The sequence below is a fragment of the Brevundimonas sp. NPDC046655 genome (assembly GCF_044901625.1).
GTDB lineage: Bacteria > Pseudomonadota > Alphaproteobacteria > Caulobacterales > Caulobacteraceae > Brevundimonas.
This window is the reverse complement of the sequence record NZ_JBJDPV010000006.1, coordinates 133059-150682: the sequence shown is the minus strand read 5'-3', so window position 1 is coordinate 150682 and position 17624 is coordinate 133059. Positions and strand designations below refer to the sequence as shown.

Sequence of the window (17624 nt, the reverse complement as noted above, 5' to 3'; positions counted from 1 at the left end):
GAAAACTCAGCGGCCCGTGACCTGAACCACAGGCTGCACGTCGCAGATGCTGAACTGGGCGCCGCGTGCGGCGCGTGCTGCTTCAACAGCGGCGTTGAACGGCGCAGAGCCCGGCACGGCCACGCGCACGCTCGGCCGCTGTCCCTCCGGCAGGGCCGAGGCCAGTTGCACCTTGGTCATGACGTCAGGATCGACGACCTTGCCGTCCTCGGCGTCGCTGCCCGCTTTCAGCGACTTGACCACGTCCAGACCCTGAAGGACGTGGCCGAAGGTCGTGTAGCCGCCGTTCAGGTTGTCGTTCTGGCCCGTCATCAGGAAGAATTGACTGTTGGCGCTATCCGGCGATCCCGCCCGGGCCATCCCCGCAACCCCTGGACAGAACAAGCCCATGACGCCGACCTTGAAGTCGGCGGTGACGAACATCTGGGCGTCGGGTTGAGTCACGACCGGCAGGCTGCCCATGATGCCGCGCACGCCGGGACCGCTGTTTTCAACGGGCGCAAAACCGCTGTCGCGTCCGCGGCGGAAACTGAACTCGCCCTTCACGTCCGGCAAATCGCTGCCGCCCGCGCCGGTGCCCTCGGGGTCGCCCGTCTGGGCCATGAACTCGGGGATGACGCGGTGGAACTTCAGCCCGTCATAGAAGCCGCGATTGGTCAGGGTGCGGATGCGCTCGACGTGGTTCGGCGCCGCCCGCGGCTCAAGCTCGACCAGAACCCGGCCCTTGGAGGTGTCGATCACCATCAGGTTCTCAGGCGCGACCGTGCGCCATTCCGAAGCGGTCTGGGCGGCGGCGGCACCCGCGATCAAGGAGACCGCGGCGGCGGCCAGAAGCGTCTTGAAGGTCATGTCTATCCTGAAATCTAGCGCTGCACCTTGGCGCGCACCTGGGCGGCGACCGCCGGGCTGACGAAGCTCTCGATCGCACCGTCCAGACGGGCGATCTCCTTCACCAGCCGCGAGGCGATGGCCTGATGGCGCGGATCGGCCATCAGGAACACGGTCTCTATGTCGCTGTTGAGGCGCTGATTCATGGCCGTCATCTGGAACTCGTATTCAAAGTCCGCGACCGCGCGCAGGCCGCGCACGATGACGTTGGCGTTCATCTCCTCGGCGAAATGCATCAGCAGGCTGCTAAAGGGCTGGACCTGAATGTCGGCATCAAACCGCGCGACCTCGGCCTTCAGCATCTCGACGCGCTCAGCGGTCGAGAACAGGGGGCCCTTGTCGTCGTTCTGCGCCACCCCGATGACCAGGCGATCGACCAGTTTGATGGCCCGCCCGATGATATCCATGTGGCCGTTCGTGACCGGGTCGAAAGTCCCCGGATACAGTCCGATGCGCATGGCCTTCGCCTCCCCGCGTTTCGACCCGTTTAGCAGGTGCGAAATCAACGGCCTAGATTTTCTGACGCGGGTTTGATCGCCAGGCGTCGATCAGCCGGGCGATCAGGGCCTCGGCCGGGAGAAAGACATGGCCGCCAATGGCCGCCACAGCACAGGCGGGCGTGGCGCTGTTGCAGATGAAGGCGGCGTCGAAGGACGGCAGATCGGCCAGAAACACCGGACGCTTGATGCTGTTCAGGCGAAGGCTTTCCATCCCGCGTTGCAGCAGGGTCTGGCCCGTTCCAGCCAGCATCGGCGCCTCGGGCCAAATCACCGTGTCGCCCTGAATGAAGCCGATGTTCCAGATGGAGCCTTCGGAAATCCGCCCCTCGGCGTCGACGAACAGGGCGTCGTCGAATCCGGCCTGAAACGCCTGCCGCCGGGCGCGGGTCAAACCGAAGGTGGCGGCATGCTTCAGATGCGGGACTTCGCGTGCATAGACCTGGATCTGAAGCCGCAACGGCGCCGTCAGCGGCGCGGCGGGCGGCGACAGGGTCGTCAGGACGCGTGGCTGAACCACTGCCTCAGGCGCCCGTAGGCTGATGGCGTCGGAGAAGAGATTGACCCTCAGGCTGAACGGTCCGGAACGCCCGTCCAGCGCCTGTCGCATCCGTTCACGCAACAGGGCTTCGGGCACAGCGAGGCCGAACAGGTCGACGGCTTTGGCTTCCAGACGGGCCAGATGCAGGTCCAGGCCCCGCACCGTCCCGTCCTCGACCTGCATCGAGGTGAAGGCGCCGTAGTTGGACAGGACGAAATGGCCCAGGTCGGCGGCGCTGGCGGGCCGGCCGTCGATCTGCATCAGAACGTCAGCCATGCCCGCCGTCATGCTCGCCTGAGAGCCGATCAGCCCTCGCCGCCCTCTTCCGTCACGGCGTCGTCCGCGCCGTCATCGTCGCCGCCCGAGTCGGGCAGGCGTTCGACCGAGACGACCTTCTCGTCCTTGCCGGTGCGGAAAATGGTCACGCCCTGGCTGGACCGGCCGACGATGCGGACCTGGCCGACCGGGGTGCGGATCATCTGGCCGCCGTCGGTGACCAGCATCAGGTCGTCGCTGTCCTCGACCGGGAAGGCGGCGGCAAGGCGAGTGCCGGCGCGACCGCCCAGGCCGTGGGCCGTCAGCCCCTGCCCGCCGCGACCGGTGCGGCGATACTCATAGGCCGAGGACCGCTTGCCGAAGCCGGTTTCCGTGACCGTCAGGATGAACTGCTCAGCCGCGCCCAGTTCGGCGATGCGCTCGACCGACAGGGCGGCGTCGCCGACAACTTCGTCGTCGGCCTCAACAGCCGTAACCTCTTCGTCCACGTCCGCGCCGGCCAGGGCCTTGCGCATGGCGTTGGCGTGCTTGACGTAGGCGGCGCGTTCTTCCGGCGAAGCATCCACACGGCCCAGAACGGCCATCGAGATGACCTCGTCGTCGCCTTGCAGACGGATGCCGCGCACGCCGGTCGAATCCCGGCCCTTGAAGACGCGCACGTCGTCGGCCTTGAAGCGGATGGCTCGGCCCAACTGCGTCGTCAGCAGGATGTCGTCGTCAGCGTTGCAGATGGCCACGCCGACCATGCGGTCGCCGTCTTCCAGCTTCATGGCGATCTTGCCCGCGCGGTTCACCGTGGCGAAGTCGCTGAGCTTGTTACGCCGCACGTCGCCCGACTTGGTGGCGAACATGATGTCGTAGTTGTCCCACTCGGACTCGTTTTCCGGCAGCGGCAGCACGTTCATGATGCTGTCGCCCGGCTCGATGGGCAGAAGGTTGACGAAGGCCTTGCCGCGCGACTGCGGGTTACCCAGCGGCAGGCGCCAGGTCTTCAGCTTGTAGGCCTTGCCGTTGGTGGCGAAGAACAGAACCGGGGTGTGGGTCGAGGCCGAGAAGATGCCGGTGATGGCGTCCTCGTCCTTCATCGTCATGCCCGACTTGCCCTTGCCGCCGCGATGCTGGGTCCGATAGGCGTTCAGGGCCACGCGCTTGACGTAGCCGCCGTGGGTGACGGTGACGACCATGTCCTCGCGCGGGATCAGGTCCTCGTCCTCCATCTCGGCGTCGCCTTCCCCGATCAGGGTGCGGCGCGGCACGGCGAACTGATCCTTCACCAGCAGCAGGTCTTCGCGGATGATGGCCAGGACGTTGGCGCGATCCGACAGGATGGTCAGGTGGCCCTGGATGGTGTCGGCCAGGCCGCGCGCTTCACCGAAGATGTCGTCGCGGCCCAGGCCGGTCAGACGCGACAGGGTCAGGGCCAGGATGGCGCGGGCCTGTTCGTCGGTCAGGCGGATCTTGTCGCCGTCCACCAGCACCGTGCGCGGGTCGGCGATCAGTTCGACCAGGGCCATCATGTCCCCGACCGGCCAGGCCTTGGCCTGGAGACGCTCGCGCGCTTCCGCCGGATCAGCCGAGCTGCGGATGATGTGGATGACTTCGTCGATGTTGGCGACGGCGACGGCCAGACCGACCAGGACGTGGCCGCGATCGCGGGCCTTGGCCAGCTCGAACTTGACGCGGCGGACGACCACTTCCTCACGGAACTCGAGGAAGAGCTCCAGCAGCTTGCGCAGGCCCATCTGCTCGGGACGGCCGTGGTTCAGCGCCAGCATGTTGACGCCGAACGAGGATTGCAGCGCCGTATAGCGGAACAGCTGGTTCAGGATAACGTCGCCCGAAGCGTCGCGCTTCAGCTCGATGACGATCCGCATGCCCTGACGGTCGGACTCGTCGCGGACGTCGGAAATGCCTTCCAGACGCTTCTCGCGCACCATTTCGGCGATGCGCTCGATCAGGGTCTGCTTGTTCACCTGGAACGGCAGTTCGGTGATGACGATGGCGTCGCGATCCTTGCGGATCTCCTCGACCGAGGCGCGACCGCGAACGATGACCGAGCCGCGTCCGTCGCGCAGCGCATTGCGCGGCGCGGTGCGGCCCATGATCTCGCCGCCCGTGGGGAAGTCGGGACCGGGCACGATGTCCAGCAGGGCCTCGTCGCCCATGTCAGGGTTGTCCAGCAGCGCCACGGCCGCGTCGACGACTTCGCCCAGGTTGTGCGGCGGGATGTTGGTCGCCATGCCGACGGCGATGCCGCCCGCGCCGTTGACCAGCAGGTTCGGAATCCGCGCCGGCAGGACGACGGGCTCCAGCTCCTTCTCGTCGTAGTTCGGCTGGAAATCGACCGTGTCTTTTTCGATGTCGGTCAGCAGGGCCACCGCCGCCGGGGCCATCTTGGCCTCGGTGTAACGCATGGAGGCCGGCATATCGCCGTCGACCGAGCCGAAATTGCCCTGACCGTCGACCAGCATCAGTCCCATCGAGAAGGGCTGCGCCATCCGCACCAGAGCCATGTAGACCGAGGCGTCGCCGTGCGGGTGGAAGCGGCCCAGCACGTCACCGACGACGCGCGCGCACTTCGAATACGACCGCTCGGGCGTCATGTTCAGGTCGTGCATCGAATAGAGGATGCGACGGTGAACCGGCTTCAGACCGTCACGCGCGTCCGGCAGGGCGCGGCTGACGATCACGCTCATGGCGTAGTCGAGGTAGGAGCGTTTCAGCTCGTCCTCGATCGTGATGATGGAGATGTCGCCGGGCGCCGAAGGTGCGGCGTTGTCGTAGCTGTCGTCGGTCAAGGAAATCAGGCTTTAAATGGCCGGAATCGGAACGTGATCCGCTGTTCCGGTTTCTAGCATCCGGGGGCCGTTGTGGCAAAGAAACGCCGCTGATATCCCCATGCCCAAAAGGACAGGAAAACCATGCGTCTGACTGCTGCCGCCTTTACCGCCTTCGCAGCGACTTCGCTGCTCGCCGCAAGCGCCTTCGCCCAGAGCCATGATCACGCCGCCATGGGCCACGGCGCTCAGGGTCAGGCCGCCGCCATGGACCATTCCGCCATGATCCCGCGCGCCACGCCGGGCCAGACGGGTCAGGCCGCGATCATCAACGGCGCCGGCGCCGAAATCGGCAAGGCGACGCTGACGCAGGGCGCCACCGGCCTGCTGATCAAGGTCGAAGCCACGGGCCTGACGCCCGGCTGGCACGGCATCCACATCCACGCCACGGGCCAGTGCGCCGCCCCCTTCACCTCGGCAGGCGCCCACATCAACCATACCGATCCCAAGACGCCGCACGGCCTGCTGAACGCCCAAGGCCCCGACGACGGCGATCTGCCCAACCTCTTCGCCGCCGCTGACGGCTCGGCGAAGGCTGAGGTCTTCACCACCAAGGCTCGCATCAGCCAGGACGGCCCCGGTCAGTGGCTGTGGGACGCCGACGGCTCGGCCCTGGTCATCCACGCCAACCCCGACGACCACAACAGCCAGCCCATCGGCGGCGCGGGCGACCGCGTGGCCTGCGCTGTCCTCAGCGCGAACTAAACGATCAGACCTTGGCGGGGGCGCCGGCGCGCAGGCCGCGCTCCCCCAGGGCGACCGTGACCACGCCAATCAGGGCAATGGCCACCCCGGTCAGGATCTGCGGCGTCAGCACGTCGCCCATCCACAGCCAGCCGATCAGGATGGACACCAGGGGCGAGCCCAGCAGATAGGGCGTCACCCGCCCCGCCTCACGCCGCTGCACCAGCCAGAAGACCAGACTGGTCGCGAACACCGACGAGATCAGACCGGCCCAGACCAGGGTGCCCCAGACGATGGGCGGCGCGACCTGCGCCGCCTCCCACTGCCCCGTCTCGAACACCAGCGACCCGATGGTCAGCGCCGGGAAGGCCATCAGGGCCAGCAGCCCCTGCATCTTCAGCGGCGGGATGGAGGTGGTGCGGCGCGCGATCACCGTCGTCAGCGCCCAGGCCGAGGCGCCCAGGGCCCCGACCGCGATCGCGTTCCAGTCCTGCAGGGCGTGCGGGTCCAGCGTCATCCAGGCCACCCCGACGAAGGCGATGACCAGACCGATGGTGGCCATCCGACTGATCCGCTCGCCCAGCAGCAGAAAGGCGAACAGCGAGGTCAGAGGGATCCACAGCTGGGTCGCCACCGTCACCGGACTGACGTCGTGGGCCAGCCAGAAGGCCAGATAGATCAGGCCATAATGGATAGGGCCGCCCACCACGGCGATGATCAGCAGGCTTTTCCAGTTCGGAAAGGGCGGCCGCACGAACCAGACCAGGCAGGCGGCGGCGATGGCGAAGCGCAGGGCTCCCACCATCAGCGGCGGCATGACCTCGGTGGCGATCTTGGCGGCGGCGTTGTTGACGCCCCAGATCAGCATCACCGCGATGATGGCGGCGATCTCGAGCAGGCTGAGCGGGGAATGGCGATGGCTGGACACCGTGACCTGATGCCACAGGCCGCCGCGAAAGGCCCGTCACGTTCGATGACCGCTCTTTTCCGTCGCCGTCGCCCTACTCTTAGCCCGACGAGATGCTATGCCCCGCCCCTTCGCGAACCCGAGGCAGACATGAACCGCACGCTGGCCGCTCTGATGATCTCCGTCGCCGCCATGGCGGCCACGCCCTCGCTGGCGCAGACCGCCAAGGGCCCCAGCAACGTGGTCTCGCCCCAGCCCCTGCCCATCGACGACAGCCGTCCGCGCCTCTTCCTGGGCGGCAGCATCGACATGGGCGGCGCGCCGGACTGGCAGGCGGCCATGACCTCGGCCCTGGCCGACATGGACGTGGTGATCCTGAACCCCCGCCGTCCCGACTGGAACCCGAACTGGCGCCCCGAGGCCGACGAGCCCGAGTTCCGCCGTCAGGTCGAGTGGGAGCTGGCCGCGCTGGAATCCGCCGACGTCATCGTCATGTATTTCGCCCCCGGCACGCAAAGCCCCATCAGCCTGCTGGAAATGGGTCTGCACGCGCGCGGCGGAAAGCTGATCCTCCTGGCTCCCGAGGGATTCTGGCGCAAAGGCAATGTCGACATCACGGCCCAGGCCTACGGCGTCAAACAGGTCCAGTCCCTGCCCGAACTGACCGCCGCCGTCCGCGAGGCCTTGAGCGACGCCGCGTCCAAGGGCCGCTTCGCGCGCTGACACGAAAAAGGCCGCGCCCTCCTCTCGGAAGACGCGGCCTGATCTTTCGGTCGACCCGACCTTAGAACGGGATGTCGTCGTTCAGGTCGTAGCTTTCCTTGGGACCCGACGGCTTGTTGGCGCCGCCGGTCGAGAAGCCCGAGGAGTAGTCGTCGTCGTTGCGGCCGCCGCCGTAACCGCCGCGATCGCCGCCGCCCATGCCGCCGCCCTGGCTGTCGTTACGACCGCCCAGCATGGTCAGCTGACCGTTGAAGCGTTGCAGCACGATCTCGGTCGAGTATTTCTCGACGCCCTGGGCATCGGTGTACTTGCGGGTCTGCAGCGAGCCCTCGATGTAAACCGTCGAGCCCTTCTTCAGGTAGTTCTCGGCCACCTTGACGATGTTCTCGTTGAAGATGACGACCTGGTGCCACTCGGTCTTTTCCTTGCGCTCGCCGGTGGCCTTGTCGCGCCATTGTTCCGAGGTGGCGATGCGCAGGTTGGCGACGCGGTCGCCGCTGTTCAGCGTGCGGATTTCCGGGTCGCGGCCCAGATTGCCGATGAGGATGACCTTGTTGACGCTGCCGGCCATGACCGATGTCCTTTTATGTTCTTGCCGTCGATCCCTAGCGGATATCGGCGGAATGTTCCAGTTTTGTTCACGCCCGAGCGGGCGGAATTCTAGTTGGGGGCGACGGGACGACCGTCGATCTCACGCTGAATGGCGCCCGGAATGGCCAGACGGCCGTCGCCCGTGCGCGTCAGGGCGAAGAAGCGCTGCCCCGTCAGCGTCTTGCCGAACTTCACACCGCCCCGGTCGATGAAAATGAACTGCCCCTGATAGGCGCCGATCATGTCGCGATTGTTGCCGCCCATGCGCAGGAAGCGCAGGCGCATTTCCTCAAGCCGCGCGGCGCAGAACTCGATCTGCGGCTGATCGCGGGCGACGACGTTGATCAGGGGGGCGGACTTGCCGTCCTCGGGCATGACCACGTGATAGCAGACGCCCGGCTCGGTCGGGGCCTCGACGCCCTTCTGGGCGCAGGCTGAGACGGTCAGGCCCAAAAGGGCGATTGCAGCGGCGGAAAGGATCTTGCGGCTCATCAGCCCAGCTCCGGGAACTGGCAGCTCCGGTCCTGTTGAGCCAGGGTGCGGAAGCGGGTGTTGTCGTTCGACTGCTCAACGCGACGCGGGACCAGACGCAGGGTCGTATCGCCCCAACGCCCGTACTGGGCCTCGCCCGGACGGACGCAGGTGCCAGCGTAAAGGGCCTGAACGCAGGCGCCCAGGCTCATGCCGTTGCCAATCGAGCGCCATTCCGAGCCGGTGTGCCGCAGACAGGCCGTGGCCGAGGCGGCCGCCGGCGCCGGACGGCTGGGCTCGGCGGGCGACGCGCCCTCCTCCGTCGGCGTCACCGTGACGCTCGGCTCGGCCGGAAGCTCCGGCGGCGGAGCAAAGGCGGCGGTGGGCGCGGCGGCCAGGGCGCCGGTGGCGTCCAGACCCACGTCCAGGGCGCTGGTGGCCACGCCGTTGCGCTGGGCGCAGTCGGCGAGGGTCGCCTGGCCCACGAACTGGCCGTCAACAAAGCAGCGCAGCTCGCGCGCCGGCTCCAGCGTGGGGGCCTCGGCCAGGTCGATGGTCAGCCCGCCCTGCGACGCAGGCGGCGCCTCGGTCGGCTTGTCCCGTCCGGCGCTGAACACCAGGGCGGCCGCCACGGCCGCCACGACGGCCAGGCCGCCCCCGACCAGCAGGACGGTGCGATTGTCTTTAGGAAGGGCCATGCGGGACTCGACGCCAATGATGGCCCCAATAACCCCGGCGACGCCGCGCGCGTCAACCTAAAGCGGGGGTCCACGCCTCCCGAGCCGGATCGGCTGGGGAGGAATCGCCTCTCCGCCGCGTCTCGCCGGGGATCAACCCGTCAGGCGGGCCAGCGCAGCCTGATAATTGGCCAGTTGCGCCTTGAGATAGGGCGGCGCCGACCCGGTGACCTTGGGCTTGCTGCTGTCGGGGTCCAGGGCCTTGTAGGCGTCGCGCAGGGCCTTGATCGCCAGCTGAAGGGTGCTGGTCGCCGCCTTGGCGGCCTCGGCGTCCTTCAGGCTCATGGTCTTGGGCAGGTCCAGGCCGAAGGTCTTCAAATCGCTCGTGCTCGGGCCGATATAGCCCGGCGTCAGGCCCAGGCCGGCCAGAGCGTCGCGCCCTGCCTCGCCCGCCCGCAGCACCGCGCCTTCGCGGCCATCGGCATAGGTGATGGACAGGCGCTGCACGCCGCCCGCCGTGATCTTGGTGTCGCCGTCCAGACCGGTGACATGGTCCTTGTCGGTCTTGATGGTGACCTTCAGCGTACGGCCCGAGGCGGTCTCGATCTTGCGCGCCAGGGTCTGCAACGTCTCCTTGGCGTCGATGGTGACGGCGACCGAACGCCCGGTCGTGCCCGAGGTGACGTAGAAGCGATCGCCCGCCCGCAGCGAGGTGGCGTCCACCAGTTGCTTGGAATCCGACTGCGGTATCTCGCCCTGAGGCAGGCCCAGCCGATCCAGGACGCTGGCCCCGCCCGAGGCCACGGCGATGGTGGTGGGGGCGGCCTGACGGTCCGCCCCAGTCCAGGTCTGGCTCCACTCCACCGCGCCCGTCGCGGGATCGAGACGCGCCAGATAGCCCGAGGTCGGATCCTCGGCCTTGGCCCCGACGGTGCGGTCGGAAATCCCGGTCAGCCAGACCTTGCCGTCGACGATCTTCACATCGGCGACGGTGTCGTCGCCCGCCCCGCCGTAGTAGGTCAGCCGGTCGTTGGCCGAGACGCTCAGGTCGCTGTTGATCACCGCGACGAAAGCGTCCGTGCCGCCGGAATGGGCGGTGTTGACCTGGCCGATGTCCAGGGCGCCGTTACGCGTCGTGCCCGCCAGGATCACCTGACCGTTGGAGACCGAGATGCCCGCAATCTCGCCGCTGGCGTGGCCCAGGTCGCGCGACGACAGCAGGGTCGGCGAACCCGTGGCGTCGATCTGGAACTGGCGCACCACCATGCGGCCGTTCTCGACCCCGGCGGTGTAAAGCTTGTCGCCGTCCGTGGTCATGGCCTGGACATTGTCGTCCCCGGCCGTGCCGAACTGATTGATCCCGGTCGCCGTCGCCGTGATCGGCGCCAGGCTGTGGATCTGGCTTTCGCTAAAGGCCTGGACATAGCCGTCCCAGCCGCCCGATCCGAGCGCGCCCGGCATGGAGGACTGCGAGCGCCCCGCGACATAGACGCGGCCGTCGGCGCCGAACGAAACGGCCGTGGCTTCGTCTGCAGCCTTGGCGCCGCGCCGCTGGGTCCATTGTTCCACGCCCTTGGCGTCGAAGACGGTGACGAAGCTGTCGGCCAGATTGGCGTCGGCGCCTGAGGCGCCCGGCACCAGAGCCCCGACCACGGAGCCGGCCACGGCCACACGGCCGTCAGCGTCCACGGCGATGGCGTAACCGCTGGCGGTGGAGGCGGCGCCCAGGGCGCGGCTGAGCACCACCTTGCCCGCCGAATCCAGCTTCATCAGGACCACGTCGCCCTGCCCCTTGATCGGCTGGGTCGAGGTCCCGGCGCTGACGTCGGCGACGATCCACATGGAGCCGTCCGGTCCGGTAGCGCTGGCGCGCACGGTCTCGACCCCGTCCGGCAGCCCCGACTGACCGACCTGACCATCGACCCAGAAGGCCTGGCCGCTGGTCTGGCCGGCGCCTTCCTGGAATTTCAGAACCTCATGCCCGCCGCTCTTGCCTACGCCCTGCACCACATAGACGGCGTCCGACGAGGCCACCGGCGAGAAACTGATCTTCTCATAGGACACCCCCTGAAGGTTCAGCGCCCATTTATCCGGCCCGGCCGGCAAGGTGATGGTGGTCTCGCCGGACTTGATGACCTTGGGCTCGGACGGCAACTGCTCGCGGCCCATGCGAGTCTCGACGCCCGCCGCCTCCAGCTTGCTGTTAATGTGGGTCACCACCGACTGCATGGTACGCGGGTCAGAGCCCATCTCGGCCAGATCGATGGCGATGACCTGATCGCCACCGGTCTTCTTGATGGTGATGTTGAATTTCACGTCGCCCTGGAAGGCGGCGACCTCGTCCGTGAGAGCGCCCGTGTGGACCGCCCCCGTGACGTATTTGGCCGAGTCGCGTGGCACGGCGGCGCCGGTCTGGGCCTTGGTTTCGGACTTGCCCTGGACCATGCGTACGCCGTCGAACTGGGCCGCGCCCAGATAGGCCGACAGTTCAGCCAAGCCGGCGTCCATGCGTTTGGTCAGTTGCGCGCGTTCAAGCGCCGACAGGTTCTTCTGCCCCGCCCGATCTGCCACGGCTTCCAGCATGGTGAGGCCCTGATACATGGCGAAGATCTTGCGGTAGTCGCCGGACGAGGCGTTCTTCACGTCCAGGACAGCGTTGTCCTCATTGATCAGGCGACGCCCGCTGAGGGCCGCGCGCAGCAGGTCCGATTGGCTCTGCGGCTTGACCGAGGTCGACCATGGCGCGGTCGGTTGCTTCTTCACGGCGACCGACGTCGAGCCCAGCCCCCCCGAGAAGGTCGAGGTTCCGCCGTACAAACCCAGAAGATAGCTGTTGTTGATCACAGTCCGACGCTCCTGCGTTCAGTCTGCCGCCAAGCTGGTAACGAAGTGTTTAAGATTGGGCGCGGAACAGCCAAGGCTGGTTCACGTTAGGCGACAGTCAAGCTCCGGTCACCGGTCAGGGATTTCGCCCTATGGCTTATGTGCGTTGGTTGCTCATGAAGTTGGCCAGCCTTTACGGGCTGACCCCGCGCCCAAGCAGGCGCAAGCCGCCGCCGATTTCACTCGGCCACGGCGCGCCTCGCTATTTCAGATAGATCAACCCTTGAACAGGGACAGGATGATCTGTGGCGCCTGGTTGGCGATCGACAGGGCTTGCGCGCCCAACTGCTGCTGGACCTGAAGCGCCTGCAAGCGGGCGCTTTCCTTGGCCATGTCCGCATCGACCAGGTTGCCGATCCCGACTTCCAACGAGTCCATCAGCTTGCCGACGAAGATGTTGTGCTTCTCGATCTGCTTGGACTGTGCGCCCAGCTCAGCCAGCTTGGCGTTGGCGTCGTCCAGGGCGGACACGACAGCGGTGAAGGCTTCCTGAGCGTTTTCCAGCGTGTCCAGCAGCGGCGGGCCGGCGGGACGCGCCGTCACGACCGGCGGACCGGCGCTGGCCGCGCGCGCCGGCAGTTGCAGGCCGACACCGTTCAGCGACAGGTCCTGGCGGTTCATCGAGATGGTTTCGGTGGCGCCGACGTTGGCCAGGAAGTCCAGGGCCGTCGTGGCCGTGCCATTCAGGATGTTCTCGCCGTCGAAGGTGGCGTTCTTGGCGAAGGAGTCCAGCGACTTCAACAGCGACTGGAACTCATCGTTGTAGGCCTTGCGCGACGCGGCCGTCGCCGAGGGATCGGCGGCGGCCGTCGCCTTTTCGCGCAGTTCGATCAGCAGGTCCGAAATCTGCGCGCCGGCCGCCAATGACACGTCGGCCAAAGACGTCGCGCGGTTCATGCTGGTCTTGACCGATTCCAGAGCACCGGTGTCCGCTCGCTGGTTCTGGGCGATAGCCCAGGTGGCGGCGTTGTCCTTGGCGCCCTGCACCTTCAGGCCGGTGTTCACGCGGCTCTGGGTCGCGGCCAGCTTATTGTTCGTCGAATTGAGGTTCTGGAGCGCTATGAGCGCGGACGCATTGGTGAGAACGCTGTTGGTCATGGCTTCTAGCCCCAGTTCAAATTCTGACGTGCAGAATGAAACTGATTCCTGAGCGTATGGTTAACGGCGTGGAAACGAACGCGGCGCCGTCCGGCGAGCCGGCGGCGCTGCGGTTCCAAGCTACTGTCGAGGATCAGACCTTGGTCTTGATCACTCCGCCTGCCCCGTAGGCCGGACTGGCGCTCATCTTCATCACCTCTTCGCGCGGCAACTGGCGGATGACTTCGCCGGTGACGCGATCCAAGGTCTTGTAAACAAACCCGTTCGGCCCCTCCTCAATCGTCAGCCGATAGCGGCCGGCGTCGGGTTCGTCCCGCACCGGTTTCGGCTGCGCCTCGACGCCCTGACCATAGGCGTCAGGCTGAACGAGGGTCACGTTCGGCAGTCTTGCGACATTATCTGCCATTTCCCCTTAACGCGGCGACGCCGCGCCTCCTGTCTCCTGATGTGCGAACGGAGGCGGGCCCGAAGACCCGCCCCCGACCACTTTGTTAACGGAACAGGCCGAGCAGAACCGAGCTCGACTGGTTCGCGATCGACAACGCCTGCACGCCCAGCTGTTGCTTGGTTTGCAGGGCGGTCAGCTTGGCGCTTTCCTTGGCCAGGTCGGCGTCCACCAGGTTGCCGACGCCGACTTCGAGCGCGTCCTGGATCTTGCCGGTGAAGGTCAGCGAGCGTTCCAGCGATTTCGACTTGGTGCCGAAATCACCGAGGACGGCCGTGAAGGCCTTCAGAGCCGTGTCCACGGCCGCAGCCGTGGCGCCGGCACGAGCGACCCCACCACCGGCCGTCGCTACCGCGGTAGCTGCGCCCGAGGCTGCCTTCAGAGTGAAGGTGTCGCCGGCGGCCGTCCCGGTCTTGACCGAGATGGCGTCCGTCGTCGTCGCCGAGAACAGGTTGACGCCGTCGAAGGTGGCGCCGCCCAGGGCCTTGGTGATTTCATTGCCCAGGGCGTTGAAGTCAGCCAGGTAGGCCGTTTCAGCCGCCGAACCGGCGACCGAGGATTCAATCGCCACCGCCAGGCTCTTCTGCTCTTCAAGCGCCTTGGTGATGGTTTCGCCGGCGGCCAGGGCCACGTCGACGATCGATTGGCCGCGCTGCATCGACTGCTTGACGGCGTCCAGGGCGCCCATCTCGGCGCGCTGGTTGGTGGCGATGGCGAAGATGGCGCCGTTGTCCTTGGCGGACGACACCTTCTGGCCGGTGTTCACACGATTTTGCGTTACCGCAAGATCGCGGCTCGTGTTGTTGAGATTTTGTAGAGCAATCAGAGCGCCCGCATTGGTATTGATGCTGTTAGCCATTTTAGCTTTTCCTTCTTTGTCTTCGACATTTCCGACGCCGTTTTGGCGGTCGGGAGCATTCTGCTCGAGTTAGTCTCATCAAGCCCGGGGCCGTAGCCCCGGCCTCAATTCGGTTAGCGGAACAGGCCGAGCAGAACCGAGCTCGACTGGTTCGCGATCGACAGCGCCTGCACGCCCAGCTGCTGCTTGGTTTGCAGGGCGGTCAGGCGGGCGCTTTCCTTGGCCAGGTCGGCGTCCACCAGGTTGCCCACGCCCACTTCGAGCGCGTCCTGGATCTTGCCGGTGAAGGTCAGCGAGCGTTCCAGCGACTTGGACTTCGTGCCCAGCGAACCGAGCACGGCCGTGAAGGCCTTGATCTCGGTTTCAACCAGAGCCGCGGTTGCGCCTGCGCGAACCGTGGTGCCGCCGGCGGTGCCGACGGTCGTGGCCGCGCCGGTGGCCTTCAGGACAAACTTGTCCGTCGCGCCGGTGCCGGTCTTGACCTCGATGTCCGCGGCCGCGACCGAGAACAGGTTGACGCCGTCGAAGTTGGCGCCGCCCAGGGCCTTGGTGATTTCATTGCCCAGGGCGTTGAAGTCAGCCAGGTAGGCCGTTTCAGCCGCGGAACCCGCGACCGAGGATTCAATCGCCACCGCCAGGCTCTTCTGCTCTTCAAGCGCCTTGGTGATGGTTTCGCCGGCGGCCAGGGCCACGTCGACGATCGATTGGCCGCGCTGCATCGACTGCTTGACGGCGTCCAGGGCGCCCATCTCGGCGCGCTGGTTGGTGGCGATGGCGAAGATGGCGCCGTTGTCCTTGGCGGACGACACCTTCTGGCCGGTGTTCACACGATTTTGCGTGACCGCAAGATCGCGGCTCGTGTTGTTGAGGTTTTGCAGAGCAATCAGAGCGCCCGCATTGGTATTGATGCTGTTGGCCATTTTGGCTTTCCTTTGTCTTTGACATTTTCAACGTCGTTTTGACGTCGTGAGCGTTCTGCTCGGGGTAGTCTCCTTCATCAAAAACGGGCCCGCAGGCCCGCCTTCAATTCTTATCCGCGGAACAGGCCGAGCAGGACCGAGCTCGACTGGTTCGCGATGCCCAGCGCCTGGACGCCGAGTTGTTGTTTGGTCTGCAGCGCCGTCAGCTTGGCGCTTTCCTTGGCCAGATCCGCGTCGACCAGGTTGCCGATGCCGACTTCGATCGAGTCCTGAATCTTGCCGGTGAAGGTCAGCGAGCGTTCCAGCGACTTGGACTTGGTGCCCAGGGCGCCCAGCTCGGCCGTGAAGGCCTTCAGCGCCGTGTCCACAGCCGTGGCAGTGGCGCCGGCGCGGACGATCGCGCCGCCGGCCGTGGCGACGGCCGTGGCCGCGCCGGTGGCCTTCAGGACGAACTTGTCCGTTGCGCCGGTGCCCGTCTTGACCTCGACGTCCGCCGCGGCGGCCGAATACAGGTTCACGCCGTCGAAGGTGGCGCCCGCCAGGGCCTTGGTGATTTCATTGCCCAGGGCGTTGAAGTCAGCCAGGTAGGCCGTCTCAGCCGCCGAACCGGCGACCGAGGATTCAATCGCCACCGCCAGGCTCTTCTGCTCTTCAAGAGCCTTGGTGATGGTTTCGCCGGCGGCCAGGGCCACGTCGACGATCGATTGGCCGCGCTGCATCGACTGCTTGACGGCGTCCAGGGCGCCCATCTCGGCGCGCTGGTTGGTGGCGATGGCGAAGATGGCGCCATTATCCTTGGCCGAAGAAACCTTCATGCCGGTGTTCACACGGTTCTGGGTGATCGACAGATCACGGCTCGTGTTGTTCAGGTTTTGCAGGGCAACGAGAGCGCCGGCGTTCGTGTTGATGCTGTTGGCCATACTGGTGATCCTTACTTTTTATATGGACGACGCCGTTCTGGCGCCGCGAGCATTCTGCTCGGGGGAGTGCTTATCGAAAGGCGAGCCTCTTGAAACCCGACCCCAATTCTTAACCGCGGAACAGGCCGAGCAGGATCGAGCTCGACTGGTTCGCGATGCCCAGCGCCTGCACGCCGAGTTGTTGTTTGGTCTGCAGCGCCGTCAGCTTGGCGCTTTCCTTGGCCAGATCGGCGTCGACCAGGTTGCCGATGCCGACCTCGACCGCGTCCTGGATCTTGTTGGTGAAGATCAGCGAACGCTCGAGCGACTTCGACTTGGTGCCCATGGCGCCCAATTCGCTGGTGAAGGAGGTGATCGAGCCAGTGACGACGGTCGTCAGGCCCTGCATGGCCGTGATGTCGGCGGCGCTGGGCGTCGTGTAGTTGGAAATGACCAGGGCGGTGGCGCTGGCCGGAGCCGTAGCGGTCGTGGCGGCCGCGCCGCCCTTCAGCACGAAGTTGTCGGTCGAACCCGTGCCGGTTTTGACGCTGATGGTGGCGCCGGCGGCCGTGGTATCGGTCCACAGGTTCACGCCATCAAAAGTGGCGCCGGCCAAGGCCTTGGTGATCTCGGCGCCCAGGGCGTTGTAGTCGGTGACGTAGGCCTTCAGGGCGTCGCCCGTGGCGTTCGAAATGGCGACCGCCAGGCTCTTCTGCTCTTCCAGAGCCTTGACCACGGTCTCGCCGGCGGCCAGGGCCACATCGACGATCGACTGGCCGCGCTGCATGGAATTCTTGACGGCGTCCAATGCGCCCATCTCGGCGCGCTGGTTGGTGGCGATGGCGAAGATCGCGCCGTTATCCTTGGCCGAGGAAACCTTCAGGCCTGTGTTCACGCGGTTTTGCGTGACGTTGAGGTCACGGCTGGTCGCGTTGAGATTTTGCAGGGCGACAAGAGCCCCGGCATTCGTATTGATGCTGTTAGCCATTTTGGCTGTCCTTGTGTCTTCGACATGTCCGACGCCATTTTGGCTGCCGGGAGCTTTCTGCTCGGGAAGACACTCAGCAAGGACAGGGCCAGAAGCGACGACACCCCTTCGCTTTCTAAGTTACTGATTTTTATGCGTTAGTTTTGATAAACCACGTTTTCAGCCCGGCATATTTTGCCGCCCAACGACCATGCCCGGCAGATTTTTCCGGGTCGCCCGGCAAAAAGCGCTGCATCAGCCGGGTTTGGGCCGTTTCTTCCAGCCCTTTCCCGCCCCGGCCCACCGGTCCTGCATCGCCCGCTCGGCCATCAGGGTCTCGGCCGCCAGCCGCCGCGCGCCGTCACAGGCGAGGATCTGGGCCCCGCGCATCAGATACGCCGCCTCCAGATCCGCCAGACTGGGCGCTTCAGGCAGGGTCGCCATTGCGCAGGGGAGCGTCG

The 17624-nt window shown here is 66.2% G+C and carries 18 protein-coding genes; 2 read left to right on the top strand and 16 right to left on the bottom strand.

Going from position 1 to position 17624, the window contains the following annotated elements:
- Positions 1–6: 6 nt before the first annotated feature.
- Genes ACI2KI_RS15650 through gyrA form a run of 4 tightly spaced genes read right to left on the bottom strand, consistent with a single transcriptional unit; the run spans position 7 to position 5000 of the window.
- The gene (locus ACI2KI_RS15650; RefSeq protein WP_404621546.1) at positions 7–849 is read right to left on the bottom strand and encodes a peptidylprolyl isomerase; all 843 of its coding nucleotides are present in this window, start codon (positions 847–849) and stop codon (positions 7–9) included.
- 14 nt (positions 850–863) lie between these two features.
- Complete coding sequence (coaD, locus tag ACI2KI_RS15645; protein ID WP_292084594.1) at positions 864–1346, bottom strand: pantetheine-phosphate adenylyltransferase; 483 nt, start codon at positions 1344–1346, stop codon at positions 864–866.
- 52 nt (positions 1347–1398) lie between these two features.
- Positions 1399–2202: an aminotransferase class IV family protein gene (locus ACI2KI_RS15640; RefSeq protein ID WP_404621544.1), complete on the bottom strand. Its 804-nt coding sequence runs from the start codon at positions 2200–2202 to the stop codon at positions 1399–1401.
- Positions 2203–2231: 29 nt separating this feature from the next.
- Complete coding sequence (gene gyrA, locus ACI2KI_RS15635) at positions 2232–5000, bottom strand: DNA gyrase subunit A (RefSeq protein WP_404621541.1); 2769 nt, start codon at positions 4998–5000, stop codon at positions 2232–2234.
- A 213-nt stretch (positions 5001–5213) separates the two neighbouring features.
- Between gyrA and ACI2KI_RS15630 the strand changes: the two genes are divergently transcribed.
- Positions 5214–5744 carry a superoxide dismutase family protein gene (locus ACI2KI_RS15630; RefSeq protein ID WP_404621588.1) on the top strand — a complete coding sequence of 177 codons (531 nt, stop codon included), beginning with the start codon at positions 5214–5216 and terminating at the stop codon, positions 5742–5744.
- A gap of 4 nt (positions 5745–5748) precedes the next feature.
- On the opposite strand, the gene ACI2KI_RS15625 is transcribed toward ACI2KI_RS15630, so the two are convergent.
- Positions 5749–6651, bottom strand: a complete 903-nt coding sequence (locus ACI2KI_RS15625) for a DMT family transporter (RefSeq protein WP_404621539.1) — start codon at positions 6649–6651, stop codon at positions 5749–5751.
- Positions 6652–6780: 129 nt separating this feature from the next.
- On the opposite strand from ACI2KI_RS15625, the gene ACI2KI_RS15620 reads away from it, so the two are divergent.
- Positions 6781–7353 carry a nucleoside 2-deoxyribosyltransferase domain-containing protein gene (locus tag ACI2KI_RS15620; protein ID WP_404621537.1) on the top strand — a complete coding sequence of 191 codons (573 nt, stop codon included), beginning with the start codon at positions 6781–6783 and terminating at the stop codon, positions 7351–7353.
- 61 nt (positions 7354–7414) lie between these two features.
- Here the strand turns inward: ACI2KI_RS15620 and ssb are convergent, their stop codons facing one another.
- The 11 genes from ssb to ACI2KI_RS15565 form a co-directional block, all read right to left on the bottom strand.
- Positions 7415–7924: a single-stranded DNA-binding protein gene (ssb, locus tag ACI2KI_RS15615; RefSeq protein ID WP_292084601.1), complete on the bottom strand. Its 510-nt coding sequence runs from the start codon at positions 7922–7924 to the stop codon at positions 7415–7417.
- 89 nt (positions 7925–8013) lie between these two features.
- Positions 8014–8436: a hypothetical protein gene (locus tag ACI2KI_RS15610; protein ID WP_404621535.1), complete on the bottom strand. Its 423-nt coding sequence runs from the start codon at positions 8434–8436 to the stop codon at positions 8014–8016.
- Complete coding sequence (locus tag ACI2KI_RS15605; RefSeq protein ID WP_313102244.1) at positions 8436–9113, bottom strand: hypothetical protein; 678 nt, start codon at positions 9111–9113, stop codon at positions 8436–8438. The genes ACI2KI_RS15610 and ACI2KI_RS15605 overlap by 1 nt, the downstream gene beginning before the upstream one ends.
- A gap of 132 nt (positions 9114–9245) precedes the next feature.
- Positions 9246–11936: a transcriptional regulator gene (locus ACI2KI_RS15600; RefSeq protein ID WP_404621533.1), complete on the bottom strand. Its 2691-nt coding sequence runs from the start codon at positions 11934–11936 to the stop codon at positions 9246–9248.
- 255 nt (positions 11937–12191) lie between these two features.
- Entirely contained in the window at positions 12192–13073 is an 882-nt protein-coding gene (locus tag ACI2KI_RS15595) for a flagellin (protein ID WP_404621531.1), read from the bottom strand.
- Between the two features lie 133 nt (positions 13074–13206).
- Positions 13207–13449 (bottom strand): flagellar protein FlaG, encoded by a 243-nt coding sequence (locus ACI2KI_RS15590; protein WP_292084606.1) that lies wholly within the window; start codon positions 13447–13449, stop codon positions 13207–13209.
- A 115-nt stretch (positions 13450–13564) separates the two neighbouring features.
- Positions 13565–14377, bottom strand: coding sequence for a flagellin (locus tag ACI2KI_RS15585; protein WP_404621529.1), 813 nt, complete (start codon positions 14375–14377; stop codon positions 13565–13567).
- A 113-nt stretch (positions 14378–14490) separates the two neighbouring features.
- Positions 14491–15297 (bottom strand): flagellin, encoded by an 807-nt coding sequence (locus tag ACI2KI_RS15580; RefSeq protein WP_313412983.1) that lies wholly within the window; start codon positions 15295–15297, stop codon positions 14491–14493.
- Positions 15298–15407: 110 nt separating this feature from the next.
- Positions 15408–16217, bottom strand: coding sequence for a flagellin (locus ACI2KI_RS15575; protein ID WP_292081752.1), 810 nt, complete (start codon positions 16215–16217; stop codon positions 15408–15410).
- 109 nt (positions 16218–16326) lie between these two features.
- Positions 16327–17184, bottom strand: a complete 858-nt coding sequence (locus ACI2KI_RS15570; protein ID WP_404621526.1) for a flagellin — start codon at positions 17182–17184, stop codon at positions 16327–16329.
- 234 nt (positions 17185–17418) lie between these two features.
- Positions 17419–17607: a hypothetical protein gene (locus ACI2KI_RS15565; protein ID WP_404621524.1), complete on the bottom strand. Its 189-nt coding sequence runs from the start codon at positions 17605–17607 to the stop codon at positions 17419–17421.
- Between the last annotated feature and the right edge of the window lie 17 nt (positions 17608–17624).

What these genes read in the sequence shown, in the direction of transcription:
- ACI2KI_RS15620 (WP_404621537.1), top strand. Translation starts at nt 6,781, where the DNA reads ATGAACCGCACGCTGGCCGCTCTGATGATCTCCGTCGCCGCCATGGCG.
- ACI2KI_RS15630 (WP_404621588.1), top strand. Translation starts at nt 5,214, where the DNA reads ATGGGCCACGGCGCTCAGGGTCAGGCCGCCGCCATGGACCATTCCGCC.
- ACI2KI_RS15595 (WP_404621531.1), bottom strand. Translation starts at nt 13,073, where the DNA reads ATGACCAACAGCGTTCTCACCAATGCGTCCGCGCTCATAGCGCTCCAG.
- ACI2KI_RS15565 (WP_404621524.1), bottom strand. Translation starts at nt 17,607, where the DNA reads ATGGCGACCCTGCCTGAAGCGCCCAGTCTGGCGGATCTGGAGGCGGCG.
- ACI2KI_RS15650 (WP_404621546.1), bottom strand. Translation starts at nt 849, where the DNA reads ATGACCTTCAAGACGCTTCTGGCCGCCGCCGCGGTCTCCTTGATCGCG.
- ACI2KI_RS15570 (WP_404621526.1), bottom strand. Translation starts at nt 17,184, where the DNA reads ATGGCTAACAGCATCAATACGAATGCCGGGGCTCTTGTCGCCCTGCAA.
- ACI2KI_RS15610 (WP_404621535.1), bottom strand. Translation starts at nt 8,436, where the DNA reads ATGAGCCGCAAGATCCTTTCCGCCGCTGCAATCGCCCTTTTGGGCCTG.
- ACI2KI_RS15575 (WP_292081752.1), bottom strand. Translation starts at nt 16,217, where the DNA reads ATGGCCAACAGCATCAACACGAACGCCGGCGCTCTCGTTGCCCTGCAA.
- ACI2KI_RS15580 (WP_313412983.1), bottom strand. Translation starts at nt 15,297, where the DNA reads ATGGCCAACAGCATCAATACCAATGCGGGCGCTCTGATTGCTCTGCAA.
- ACI2KI_RS15640 (WP_404621544.1), bottom strand. Translation starts at nt 2,202, where the DNA reads ATGGCTGACGTTCTGATGCAGATCGACGGCCGGCCCGCCAGCGCCGCC.
- ACI2KI_RS15585 (WP_404621529.1), bottom strand. Translation starts at nt 14,377, where the DNA reads ATGGCTAACAGCATCAATACCAATGCGGGCGCTCTGATTGCTCTACAA.
- ssb (WP_292084601.1), bottom strand. Translation starts at nt 7,924, where the DNA reads ATGGCCGGCAGCGTCAACAAGGTCATCCTCATCGGCAATCTGGGCCGC.
- ACI2KI_RS15605 (WP_313102244.1), bottom strand. Translation starts at nt 9,113, where the DNA reads ATGGCCCTTCCTAAAGACAATCGCACCGTCCTGCTGGTCGGGGGCGGC.
- coaD (WP_292084594.1), bottom strand. Translation starts at nt 1,346, where the DNA reads ATGCGCATCGGACTGTATCCGGGGACTTTCGACCCGGTCACGAACGGC.